At 63.7% G+C, this 11,913-nt stretch carries 10 protein-coding genes; 7 read left to right on the top strand and 3 right to left on the bottom strand.

The window, feature by feature from the left end; translation table 11 throughout:
- Window positions 1-68: 68 nt before the first annotated feature.
- Together EDF56_RS07830 and kdsA are read left to right on the top strand one after the other, a co-directional pair.
- On the top strand, window positions 69-2,564 hold the full coding sequence (locus tag EDF56_RS07830; protein ID WP_132386166.1) for an EAL domain-containing protein: 2,496 nt from the start codon (window positions 69-71) through the stop codon (window positions 2,562-2,564).
- 103 nt (window positions 2,565-2,667) lie between these two features.
- Entirely contained in the window at window positions 2,668-3,510 is an 843-nt protein-coding gene (kdsA, locus tag EDF56_RS07825) for a 3-deoxy-8-phosphooctulonate synthase (protein WP_347812975.1), read from the top strand.
- 21 nt (window positions 3,511-3,531) lie between these two features.
- Here the strand turns inward: kdsA and EDF56_RS07820 are convergent, their stop codons facing one another.
- From EDF56_RS07820 to EDF56_RS07810, 3 genes are all read right to left on the bottom strand, one after another.
- Window positions 3,532-4,398, bottom strand: a complete 867-nt coding sequence (locus tag EDF56_RS07820) for a manno-octulosonate cytidylyltransferase (protein WP_132386164.1) — start codon at window positions 4,396-4,398, stop codon at window positions 3,532-3,534.
- 11 nt (window positions 4,399-4,409) lie between these two features.
- Window positions 4,410-5,447, bottom strand: a complete 1,038-nt coding sequence (locus EDF56_RS07815; protein ID WP_243652464.1) for a KpsF/GutQ family sugar-phosphate isomerase — start codon at window positions 5,445-5,447, stop codon at window positions 4,410-4,412.
- A 265-nt stretch (window positions 5,448-5,712) separates the two neighbouring features.
- Window positions 5,713-6,756 carry a phytanoyl-CoA dioxygenase family protein gene (locus EDF56_RS07810; RefSeq protein WP_243652489.1) on the bottom strand — a complete coding sequence of 348 codons (1,044 nt, stop codon included), beginning with the start codon at window positions 6,754-6,756 and terminating at the stop codon, window positions 5,713-5,715.
- Window positions 6,757-6,947: 191 nt separating this feature from the next.
- On the opposite strand from EDF56_RS07810, the gene EDF56_RS07805 reads away from it, so the two are divergent.
- The 5 genes from EDF56_RS07805 (at window position 6,948) to EDF56_RS07790 (ending at window position 11,913) form a co-directional block, all read left to right on the top strand.
- On the top strand, window positions 6,948-8,111 hold the full coding sequence (locus EDF56_RS07805) for a DUF2279 domain-containing protein (RefSeq protein ID WP_243652463.1): 1,164 nt from the start codon (window positions 6,948-6,950) through the stop codon (window positions 8,109-8,111).
- A 30-nt stretch (window positions 8,112-8,141) separates the two neighbouring features.
- Window positions 8,142-8,756, top strand: coding sequence for an inositol monophosphatase family protein (locus EDF56_RS07800; protein WP_243652462.1), 615 nt, complete (start codon window positions 8,142-8,144; stop codon window positions 8,754-8,756).
- Window positions 8,757-8,762: 6 nt separating this feature from the next.
- Window positions 8,763-8,984 (top strand): inositol monophosphatase family protein, encoded by a 222-nt coding sequence (locus EDF56_RS26340; RefSeq protein ID WP_243652461.1) that lies wholly within the window; start codon window positions 8,763-8,765, stop codon window positions 8,982-8,984.
- Window positions 8,981-10,630 carry a beta-3-deoxy-D-manno-oct-2-ulosonic acid transferase gene (locus EDF56_RS07795; RefSeq protein ID WP_132386163.1) on the top strand — a complete coding sequence of 550 codons (1,650 nt, stop codon included), beginning with the start codon at window positions 8,981-8,983 and terminating at the stop codon, window positions 10,628-10,630. The genes EDF56_RS26340 and EDF56_RS07795 overlap by 4 nt, the downstream gene beginning before the upstream one ends.
- Window positions 10,631-10,725: 95 nt before the next feature.
- Complete coding sequence (locus EDF56_RS07790; RefSeq protein WP_132386162.1) at window positions 10,726-11,913, top strand: glycosyltransferase family 1 protein; 1,188 nt, start codon at window positions 10,726-10,728, stop codon at window positions 11,911-11,913.

Raw genomic sequence — 11,913 nt, 5'->3', positions numbered from 1 at the left:
CCAAATCTAGCAGAAATGCCGGGATATTGCCCTAATAAGGTCGCACACATCCCCCCGAAGAAAGCCTGATGCTCCTCATCCTGCAATGCATTCGTGACCGGCACGATTTTCCGCTCGTCCTGTTGGCAGCGCTCGTCTGTGCGCTGACCGCGATCGGCACGGTACGGCTGTCCCGGCAGATCCGCTGGGCCCATGGGCGCGAAAAGACGGCCTGGCTGGCCACTACCGGCATTGTCGCCGGACTGGGCATCTGGGCTACCCATTTCATCGCCATGCTCGGCTACGATCCAGGATTCGTATTCGGTTACGATTTCGCGGAAACCGCTGCCTCGCTGGCCATCGTGCTAGGGACATCGGTCGCCGCATTGCTGCTAGCAGCCCGTTTCGATTCGAAAACAGGGTCGTTTTGCAGCGCCTTGCTGATGGGCGGCGGCGTTGCGGCGATGCACTATCTTGGCATGGCCGCGCTTGAAATGCCCGCGATCATTCGCTGGGACCTGGGCTACGTGGTCGTTTCGGTCGTGCTGGCGATTGCGCCTTTCACGCTTGCGATCCCGCTGGCGCTGCGCGGCCAGTCGGCCGGCACGGGGGCGGCAGCGGCGATGCTAATGGCCTTTGCCGTCGTGCTGCTCCACTTCACGGGCATGACCGCGATTTCGTTGATCCCCTCGCGCGCGGACTTCTCATCGGACACGATGATGTCGCCCCGCGCGATGTCGCTGTGGGTCTTCGTCGCTGCTTTCAGCACGCTGGCAATTGCCGCGACAGCGGCCGCCATCAGTCGCCGCGCCGAAATCATGATGCGCCGCAACGAACGCCTCAACAACGAGAGGCTGGAGCTTGTCGGGCGCCGCCTCGATCTTGCGCTGGAGAACATGCATCAGGGCCTGTGCCTGTTTGGCGCGGACGGGCAGTTGGTCCTGTGGAACCAGCGTTTCCTTGAGATGTATCGACTGGCTCCCGGCGATATCCGCCTGGGCATGACCATGCGGGACATTGCCCAGGCGGCCATCGGCAATCGGGCTCCCCCGGCCGAAATCGAACGGCGCGTGATGCGTGTACTCAACAATCTGGATGCCGCGCTCGAAAGCCACGGCCGCGCGCCCGATGTTTCGGAATATGACGATTTCGTCGTTTCGGTCCGTTCGCGCCCCCTCCCCGACGGCGGCTGGGTCTCAACCTTCGACGACATTACCGAACAGCGCCGGACGGAAGCGCGGATCGAGCATCTTGCTTTGCACGATGGGCTCACCGGCCTGCCCAACCGAAGCAAGTTCAATGACCTGATGGACCGCGCGATTGACATCGCCGCTCATTCCGGCGCGCGTCTGGGGGTGGTCGTGCTCGACCTCGACGGGTTCAAGGAAATCAACGATTCACGCGGCCATGCCGCCGGTGACGAGGCGCTCAAGGCCGTCGCCGCCAGCTTGCGGGAGGCCATGCTGGAGGGCCAGAACGTCGCGCGCCTTGGCGGCGACGAATTTGCCGCGACGGTCCTGTTCCGCGAGAACCATGAACTTGCCGATTTTGTCGATCGCATCTCCACCTGCTTCAACGGGCCTTCCGGTTCGGGCGCGGGCGATTTCGTCGTCAAGGCCAGCTTCGGCGTCGCCGCCTATCCGGAGGATGGACTGGACCGTGAGCAGCTCTGCAACAATGCCGACCTTGCCATGTACCGCGCCAAGGAAAACCTTGGCGAGCGCATCTGCTACTACGAAAAGGGCATGGACGAGAGCGCGCGCTACCGGCGCCAGATCGCAGCAGATCTGCGCGGCGCGGCAGAACGCGGCGAGCTCATCATCCTCTATCAGGCGCAGCGCACGCTCAAGGACGGCTGCATCAGCGGCTACGAGGCGCTGTTGCGCTGGCATCACCCGGCCCGAGGCCTCGTCACGCCCTGCGAGTTCATTCCTATCGCCGAAGAGACCGGTGAAATCTTCGCCATCGGCGAATGGGTCCTCCGTCAGGCCTGCCGCGAAGCCGCGCGTTGGCCCGAGCACCATATGGTCGCCGTCAATCTCTCTGCGGTGCAGCTTGGCCTGCCCAACCTTCCCGAGATCATTGCCGGCATTCTCGTAGAGACCGGCCTGCCGCCGCGCCGCCTTGAACTCGAAATTACCGAGACCGCGATCATCGGTGACAAGGCGCGCGCCCTGCACATCCTGCGCAAGCTCAAGGCTATGGGCGTCAGTATCGCCATCGACGATTTCGGCACCGGGTATTCGTCGCTCGACACGCTGAACTCCTTCCCGTTCGACAAGATCAAGATCGACAAATCCTTCGTTACCGGTTCGGAAGACCGCCCTCAGGCCCGCGCCATCATCCGCGCGGTGCTTGCGCTCGGCCGTAGCCTTGACGTGCCGGTCCTTGCCGAAGGCGTCGAGACGCACTTGCATGTCGATCTGCTTCAGGCTGAGGGCTGCGATCAGGTCCAAGGCTTCCTGTTCGGCCGCCCGCAATGCGCGCCCAGCCTGATGGCTGCCGCCGGAATGGAGGTCGATGGCGCCTCCGCAGGCAGCGCCGCCGCCCATATGCTCCACAGCGCTGGAAGCACCCCATCTTGACACTTGGGCCTGGCGATTGCTGAGGGAATTGCCTGCCGAAACCGAACCGGACGGCCTTAACCAGACAGGCAGCGGTACCGCCTGCCACGACGAGGACATTGCCTTGCCCACCGCGATCAGCATTTCACCCGAAGTCACTTTCGCCAACGACCTGCCCATGGTGCTGATCGGCGGCATGAACGTGATCGAGGGGCGCGACATCGTGCTGGAAGTCGCTGCGGAATTTGTGCGCGTTACCGGCGAACTTGGCATGCCATATGTGTTCAAGGCCAGCTTCGACAAGGCTAACCGCTCGTCCATCGGCTCGTTCCGGGGACCGGGACTGGAGGCCGGGCTCAAGGTCCTTGCCGAGGTCAAGGAGCGCTTCGGCGTGCCGATCCTGACCGACGTGCACGAACCTTTCCAGGCCGAAGCCGTTGCGGAAGTGGCGGACATCGTCCAGCTCCCCGCCTTCCTGGCGCGCCAGACCGATCTCGTGGTGGCGATTGCCCGCACCGGCCGGGTCATCAACGTCAAGAAGCCGCAGTTCCTTGCCCCGCACGAAATGCGGCACATCATCCGCAAGTGCGAGGAAGCCGGCAACGATCAGGTCCTGCTGTGCGAGCGCGGCAGCTGTTTCGGATACAACAATCTGGTCGTGGACATGCTCGGCATGGACGAGATGAAGGCCATGGCGCCCGTGGTATTCGACGCGACCCACGCCCTCCAGCGCCCGGGCGGGCGTGAAACCAGCGCCGATGGCCGCCGAACGCAGGCAGCTACCCTTGCAAGGTCCGGCATGGCACTTGGGATCGCCGGGCTCTTTCTTGAGGCTCATCCCGACCCGGACGCCGCGCTGTGCGACGGGCCCTGCGCGCTTCCGCTCGACAAGCTGCGGCCTTACCTTGAACAGGTTCAGGCCATCGACAGTCTGGTCAAGCAGTTCGCGCCGCTCGAAATCGACTGAACCAAGGCCTTCCGGCGCGCGTCAGACAATGCCGCGCGCCTTCAGGATGCGTTCGATCACGGGCTTATCGCCCGGATTGTTGAGTTCGATCGCATCCCATTCGAGCGGATCGAGGGTAACGACCGAAACCGGCAGGCCGAGGTCGAGGAAGCGCAACTGCTCCAATCCCTCCAGCTTTTCCAGTTCGCAGGCCGCTGCCGCCGCGTAGAGTTCGAGCGCGGCGGGGCGATAGGCATAGAGCCCCAGGTGAAGATGGACCGGAGGGAATTCCATCGCCGCCGCTTCGGGGGGCAGATAGGGCAGCACGCGTTTCGAGAAATAGAGCGCTCGCCCGCGGCCGTCGATCACCGCCGTCGTGCCGCCGACGCGGCCTTCGGCCTGATCCTGCGTCAAATGCGCGTAAACCGAGCGCGACGCGCGCACTGCGGGGGTTGCCATCACGGCCTCGGGATCGTGCGACAATCTCTCGACCAGGCGCGGGATAACGCTGGCCGGGGAGAGCGGCGCGTCGCCTTGCAGATTGACGATGACATCAGCAACCGGCCCGAGCCGAGTAATCGCCTGCGCGCAGCGTTCGGTGCCATTCGCGCAATCGGGCGAGGTCATGACGACTTGGCCGCCGAAGCTTTCGACTTCCTCGGCAATCCGGTCGTCATCGGTGGCTACCCAGACGCCGACTAGTCCCTTGGCCGCCCCCCCAACCGCCATGGCGCAGTCCCAGCTACGACGGATGAGGCTGCGTTCCTCGCCCGTGGCCCCGGTCAGCCGAACGAGCGGCTTTCCCGGGTAACGGGTGGAGGCATATCGGGCCGGGATGAGAATGGCGAAACTGACATCGACGGGGCTGGTGCCCACCGAATTGGTGTCCGTGCAATTGTCTTCGAGCATTGAGTTGTTTTTCAGGTCAGTCCGGTGCGCAGGAAATCGTGGACATGGATGATCCCGATGGGGATCTGGATGCCGGTCGCCACCGAAGCATCCTGAACGGGAACGCAGCACGCTTCATCTTCCGCCACCACGAAGGCGCAAGTGATCTTAGAGGCATTGAGGAAGCGCAGTGCATCCTCGGCAGCCATGCCAGCGCGCAGCACGCGGGGCCGGCGGGTCATCACGTCTTGCGCGCGGACCTGATCGAGCGTGCGGAAATGGCGCCGCAAATCGCCGTCGGTAATGATGCCGACAAGCCTTCCGGCAGCATCGACAACCCCGGCGATGCCGAAGCCCATCGATGTCATGCGGGAAATGACTTCTTCCATCGGCAGGTCAAGCTCAACCAGTGGCAACTTGCCATCGCCGTGCATCAACTGCCCGACTGAGGCCAGTCGAAGACCGATCGAACCGCCGGGATGGAGTTCCTTGAAGCCGTCGCGAGAGAACCCGCGCGCATCCATCAGGACCATGGCGATGGCATCGCCGAGCGCGAGTTGCTGCGCGGTCGAACTGGTCGGAGCGATATTCGACGAGCATGCCTCGGTGGCCTGCGGCATCAGGATGCAGACCGTGGACCGGCGATCGACCAGCGAACCGGCGCCGGATGTGACGCCCACCACCGGGATCCCCCGTCGTTCGGCATGGTCGTAAAGAACCTGGAGTTCGGCAGTGTTGCCGGAATTGGAGAGTGCGAGAATCACGTCGCCCTCCACCACCATGCCAAGATCGCCATGGGCCGCTTCGCCGGGGTGAAGATACATGGCGGGCGATCCAGTTGCAGAAAGAGTCGCCGCAATCTTGCGGCCGACGTGACCGGACTTGCCGATGCCGGCAACGACGATCCGGCCCGAGGCCAAGCTCAGCAATTCACAGGCGGAGACAAAATTCCTGTCCAGCGAAGTCGCCAGGTGATCGAGCGTCCTTGCTTCGATCCGGATGACCTCACGCGCCCGTGAAAGTACGCTTTCGCTTCCCCCGACCGCCATCAGGACCACTGAAGATGACAAGACAACTCCCCTTTTCTTGGCGGCTTCGAGCATGGGCTCTTTTGCTGCACTGCACAATAAGTAATGCCTAACATATTCTGTTAGGCAACTTAATCACGCAGACTTAACACCTATTGCAACCTACGTAGGCGCGGCATTGCAGCATGTAAATCCCTGCAAACCCTCGACGTCACCGCTTCGTCGCAATTCCGGCGGCGTTACCCGCAATGCCAGCGAAGTATTGTTAAAATTCTGTAGTTGCGAGGCCGGATTGCCAAAAGAGACCTCACGAGTCGCCCAGTTCACCTGCTGCCTTACGAATTCCGACGGACTGCCAGGGCTGGCCGATCGTTCCGGCGAAACGATCGCGCAACGCCCAGAGCCAGCCGACACGTCTTTCTGCAACGCCGCGAACGCTGAGAAGATCCCCACCGAGCCACGGCAGGAATGGATTGCGCCGCGCATAGGACCAGATCTCCACCCGCTCGACCGCCCGCACCGAGGTACCTCGCGCATGGAAACCCAGCGTGTCGGCCACGACCAGGGTATTGCCGGGGATCGCGAAGACTTCCGGCTCCGACAATCCCATTTCGGCCAGTTCCGCGGAATTCACACGCGGCGAGCCGCGACCGGAGAGGCGGTCCATTTGCTGCGGGCCGACAAGGCTCCGCCGATATTCCCAGTCGAGACGTTCGGGCGTCAGCCGGTGCGAGCCGCGTACATAGGTAAACGGCGCTTCGTCGTGCGCCACCGGATTGAGGAACAGCCAGGCCTTGAGCGAGGAATGGAACGCATCGGCGTGGAGCGCTTCCTGAGGATCGGCGCCCTCCCCCGGATCGTGCGTGACGATCGTTTGGATGTAGTGCAGCGGCGTGATCCGGAAACCCGCCACGTAGGCGAACAGGGCCTTCAGGTCGGCACGCTCCAGCTGGCGGCGCAGTTCAGGGATGGCTTCGAGCATGGCAGGATCGATTGCCAAGCGCCGGGTTATCGCATCGCCCTGACGCATTTCCCGGGCCGGGCCGTGATAGTCGAGGATCGCCTCGCGCAAGGCTGCGAAGGTTTCAGGCGCGACAAAATCGGAAATCGCCACGAAGCCGTCATGGTCGAACGCCTCGCGCCATTCGGGGCGAACGCGCCGGGCCAGACGGCGGCGGCGCCAGGCGCAGAGGCTTCCTGCAAGCTGCACGCGGACGCGGTGCAAGCCAAGGCGATTCAGGCGGCGGGATCCGAGAAGCGGGTTATCGAGAAAGCTCTTTGCCCCGGTTCCCAGTTGGACCATCCAAATCGGAAACATGAGGAACGACTTGACCGATTTGAGAACAATCATATGAAATAGAAAACCAATCTCGGGGGGCGGCCCAATGGCCTCTCTGTTTGGCATTTGGCAACCTTTTTCGCAAGGTTCGGTTCCGGGACTGTGTCCGGCACGTGAGCGTTGTGCGGCGGCAGGGGTCAGGGTGACATGGATTGATGAGGATGGGTCCAGGCGCACGCACGGTTCTGGCACTTGCGGGTTGCGTGGCGGCAACCCCTGCCTGCGCCGAGATCATAGCTTCGACAGGCGACACGGTTCCGGTCGTTACCAGCACGCCGCCTGACAGCCAGGGCGCGGCGACTTCTCTTGAACAGATACCCGTCACTCTACCGGTCGCACCATCCGAAACCCTCGTCGGTGTCCAGCCCATCGCCTGGAATCTCGGTGATGCGCTGGATGGGAACGCACCGCAGGCTTCCGCCGAAGTCGCGGCCATGGCTGCATCGGGAGGCGAGCCGGCTAATGTTGGTATCGGTGCGGCCGGATTCGGCGGTGGCGGTCTTGACGTCAGCGGCGATACCGTCAATGGCCCGGCCGATCCGCTCAAGCGCCGCTGGTCGGACCATATCCCGCGCGACCAGTCTCAATATCGCACGTTCTGGCAACAGGCGCGCACTGTCAGGACTGAGGCCCTGATCGGCGTCGCCTATTTCACGCTCATCAGCTCGCACAAATTCTTCGAGGAAACCGCGCCATTCCACTTCAAGGATGAAGGCTATTTCGGCAAGGACACCGAAAACATCGGCGTCGACAAGCTTACCCACGCGTTCGACACGTACTTGCTCGCGGAATTCTTCCACAGCCAGATTCACCGGAAAACCGGAGCGACGGCGGGCGATGCGATCACGGCGGCCATCATCGCCTCCGGCCTCATGGCCTTCAACGAGATTTCGGACGCGATCGAGCCAGACAGCGGCTATTCGCTTCAGGACGTCTCGATGAACATCGCCGGCGCAGCCCTGTCGGTTTTACGCAATACGGTGCCGGGCATGAAGGAGAAGTTCTCCTTCAAGATCGAGATCGTTCCCAACAGCAATATCTACAGTATTCAGGGCAAGCCGCACTATGCGCAGCAGCGCTTCATGTTCTCGCTCAAGGGTGCCGGCTTTGAAGAGCTGAATCACTCACCGCTTCGCTATCTGGATTTGCAGGTCGGCTATTTCGCTTCGGACTTCTCCAATGCCGACAAGGCGGCGGGTGTCGATCCGAAGCGTCATCTTTTCTTCGGCGTGGGCCTGAACCTTGGCGAACTGCTGTTCGGTAAGTCCCAGTCCCGCCTCGGCAGAGTGGCCTATACCGTGCTTGACTACTTCCAACTTCCCTATACGTCGCTGCGCTACGATACGACCGGACGGGTCGGTTATTGATCCCGACTATCGGCGCATAAAGGGCAAATGATGACGGACCGGCTCACACTCGCGGTGGAGCAGGCAATGCGAGAAGCGGCGGAAATTGCGATCATGCCTCGCTTCCGCACGAGCGAAGCCCACGTTCTCGCCGACAAGGGTGAGGACGGCAACACCGAGCCCGTAACCGCAGCCGACCGCGAGAGCGAAGAAATCCTTGCCGGACGCCTTGCCGCGCTCATCCCCGGCGCAGGGATCGTCGGTGAGGAGGCGGTTCATGCCGACCCCGCGCTGCTGAGCAGGCTTGGTTCCGGGGCATGCTGGCTGATTGATCCGCTCGACGGCACTGCCAACTTCGCTGCCGGACAAGGCCCCTTCGGCCTGCTCGTCGCTCTGGTCGAGGACGGGCTGCCGGTGGGGGGCTGGATTTTCGATCCGCTTTCGAACCGCTTCTGCGCGGCGCTGGCTGGCCATGGCGCCAGCGTGAACGGCGAAGCCTTCAAGGCTGCGGAGATCCCGCGAAAGCGTCCACTGGCGGCCGTCACCCGTCTGTTCGCTAACCGTGCCTCACGCGAAACCCTTATGGACGCGCTGGAGGCCGACTATGATGTCGTCGACAGCCCGCGCTGCGCTGCCGACCAATATCCACGCGTGGCGACTGGCTAAAACGACGTGACCCTGTTTACCCGCACCCTGCCCTGGGATCACGCGGCCGGTGTCGTTCTCCTCAATGAATCCGGCGGGCGCGCAGCCCGGCCGAACGGCCAGCCCTACCGCTGCGACGATCAAGGCGAAGGCCTGATAGTCGCCACTTCACCGCGGCAGTGGGACGCGATGGCCGAGCGACTCGTCGCTCTTGGATGCGATCTCACCAGCACCAGCGTAGCAGCATGAACAGCCTTCCATTCCTGCGTATCCCGCCCTTCCCGGCCCACCGCGCCGCGCCGCTTGCGATTGCCCGCGGTGACGCGGATCCGGTAGCTGCGGCTACGCCCGAGGGCCTGATCGCCGCACTGAGGGAGCACCGGGTGGGTGGCTCGTTCTGGGGCGCACAGGCCGGACGGCCTGCCGGGCGAGACGTGGTGCTTTCCGTCACCCGTGCCGGGGATGCTCCCGCGATCCTGGCCTCCGCGCGCGAGTCCGGACTGCTCGACCGGGCTGTCCTGATCGGCTCCGGCGCGTCAGGGGACGGCCTCCCCACTCTGCCCGCGAACAGCGATCCATGGTTCGTCTGTGCCGGCGCCGCCCAAGTCATCGCGGCGGCTGACGACGAAATCGCGCTGGTCGCTGCGATCCTCGGCATTCCGCTTACCGTAATCGGCGAAGGACGTTTCGCCACGCTGGGCAATCCCGATGCGCTGGGTTCGGTTCTCTCGCAAGAACTGGACCGTCACTGGCGCTTTCGCAGCCCCTTCGACGGTAGCGAGATCGACGCGCTTGAAGCAATCGCCATGCTGGGACGCTGGCGCACATTGATCGACGCCAACCGGCGTGTTGCCGCCGTCCATGGCATCGCGCGCTGGAAGCGGATCACGGCGGACAACCTGCTGTGGGACGGCTCCGGCCCCGTCCGGCACGACCGCGCCGTTCAAAACGGCCCATCTGCTGGCAATGAAGTGCTCGCCTGGATCGCACGCAGCGATGCCAAGGCTCTCGCTGCCCTGAAAGCCGAAGGCGTGACCATCGGCGAGATCGAGGACGGCATGATCCGCTCAACCGGTTTGGGCGCCAATTGCGTGCCCCCGCTCTCGATTGTGGTCGATGTGCAGGGGCCGCATTTCGATCCGGCGCAGGCCAGCTCGCTCGAAACGATCCTCCAAAGCGCCGAGATCGACGCCAAGACGCTGGCACGAGCGGCAACGCTGCGTGAAAGGCTGGTTCGCGCCGGGATCAGCAAATACGGGCAGGACCAGACGCTCGCGGCCGTGCCCGAGCGTGAAGTTGGGCGCCGGGTCGTACTGGTGACCGGACAGGTCGAGGATGATCGCTCGGTGCTGTGCGGCGGTGCGGGTCTGGGCAATCTCGAACTGCTTCGGCGTGCCCGCGCGCAAGAACCGAGGGCCCGAATCATCTTCAAGCCGCATCCCGATGTCGAGGCTGGCCATCGCAAGGGCCATGTTCCCGATGCCCAGATGCTCGAACTGGCTGATGAGATCGACCGCAGTTCATCGATTGCGGCGCTGCTGGACCGGGTGGACGCGGTCCATGTCCTCACCTCGCTGGCCGGCTTTGAAGCGCTTATGCGTGGCCGCGAGGTGGTGACCCACGGCGTCCCCTTCTATGCCGGCTGGGGCCTGACCCGCGACCTCGGCCCGGTTCCTGCCCGGCGCACGCGCAGGCGGACGCTAGACGAACTGGTTGCGGCCACGCTCCTCCTCTATCCGCGCTACCTCGATCCAGTGACGCGCCTGCCGTGCGAGGCGGAGGTGCTGGTGAACCGTATCGCGGCAGGTCAAGCCGATGTCCGATCCCCCCTCATTCGCCTGCGGGAGTGGCAGGGGCGGCTGAACAGGTTGCTGGGCTGGAGAGATCGACGATAGCGGCGAGTACAGCTGCGGCCTCGCTTGCCAATGGATTGAAGCAATTGCTAAGCGGCTAACCTCCGGCGACACCGACTTCCCTACAGGATACGATCTTGGCAGCATCGCGTTCCCACCGGCCCGCGAGGCCTTTCGTCTTCGATGCGAGCCGCCTGATCTGGCGGCTGTGGCGCGGGCGACTGCCGACCGGGATCGACCGGGTCTGCCTTGCCTATCTCGAACATTTCGCGGAGCAGTCCTGCGCCTTCCTGCAATGGCGCGACCACCGCGTCGTGCTGGGGGCCAAGGATAGCGACCGCCTTTTCGCACTGCTGCGGGCAAGTGCGGGCATGGTCGACAAGCGGCGGCTGGTCATGCTTCTGGCGCATGCCATTCCGCGTGCCATGCTCGCGCGTCGGTCTTGCAAGAGCGCCATCTACCTCAATGTCGGCCACACCGGCCTGCACATCGATTCGTTGCCGTCATGGCTGAAGGAGCATGGCCTCCGGCCGGTCTACCTCATCCATGACCTGATCCCGATCACCCACCCCGAATATTGCCGGGAAGGGGAGCTGGCGAAGCACACCGTGCGCATGCGCAATGCGTTGCGCAGTGCCAGCGGGATCATCGTCAATTCAGCGGATACCGGCAATGCGCTCGCCCGGTTCGGGCTTGAGCAGGGGTTGCCGCCGGTGCCGCAACTTGTAGCGCATCTCGGCATCGAAACGCCGGGCTCCGGGAACGCAGGATCGCCGCATCCGCGCCCTTATTTCCTGTCGATCGGCACGATCGAGGCGCGCAAGAACCACATGCTCCTGCTCGACGCCTGGGACCATCTCCGCCGCGAGCTTGGCGCTGACACGCCCGATCTGGTGCTGGTCGGCCAGCGCGGCTGGATGGCCGAGAGCACGTTTGCAAGGCTCGACGGCGCTCGGCCCGAGCACGGCAAGGTGATCGAACTCCAGCGCTGCACGGACGACGATCTCGACACATGGATCACCCATGCAAGGGCCTTGCTCATGCCCAGTCGGGTCGAGGGCTACGGCCTTCCGGTGCTCGAAGCCATGCTGCGCGGCACGCCCGCGATCGCAAGCGACCTTGCCATCTATCAGGAAATCGGCGGCAATGTGCCGCTGCTGCTCGATCCCGATGATGCCGCCGCCTGGGCCCATGCCGCCAGGGACTACCTGACGGATAGCCCGGACCGCGAAAGACAGAAGACTGCGCTGGAAACCTTCGTCACACCCGGGTGGGCGGAGCACATGCAACTGGTCGAGCGCTGGCTTGGCGCCCTGCCCGCGTAA

Source organism: Novosphingobium sp. PhB165 (assembly GCF_004341845.1).
Taxonomy (GTDB): Bacteria; Pseudomonadota; Alphaproteobacteria; order Sphingomonadales; family Sphingomonadaceae; genus Novosphingobium.
Note: the sequence above shows the minus strand (reverse complement) of the source record. Positions and strands in the feature narration are given on the sequence as shown.

Coding starts and splice junctions, on each gene's coding strand:
- EDF56_RS07830 (WP_132386166.1), top strand. CDS start 69: ATGCTCCTCATCCTGCAATGCATTCGTGACCGGCACGATTTTCCGCTC.
- EDF56_RS07820 (WP_132386164.1), bottom strand. CDS start 4,398: ATGCTCGAAGACAATTGCACGGACACCAATTCGGTGGGCACCAGCCCC.
- EDF56_RS07810 (WP_243652489.1), bottom strand. CDS start 6,756: ATGATTGTTCTCAAATCGGTCAAGTCGTTCCTCATGTTTCCGATTTGG.
- EDF56_RS07800 (WP_243652462.1), top strand. CDS start 8,142: ATGACGGACCGGCTCACACTCGCGGTGGAGCAGGCAATGCGAGAAGCG.
- EDF56_RS07795 (WP_132386163.1), top strand. CDS start 8,981: ATGAACAGCCTTCCATTCCTGCGTATCCCGCCCTTCCCGGCCCACCGC.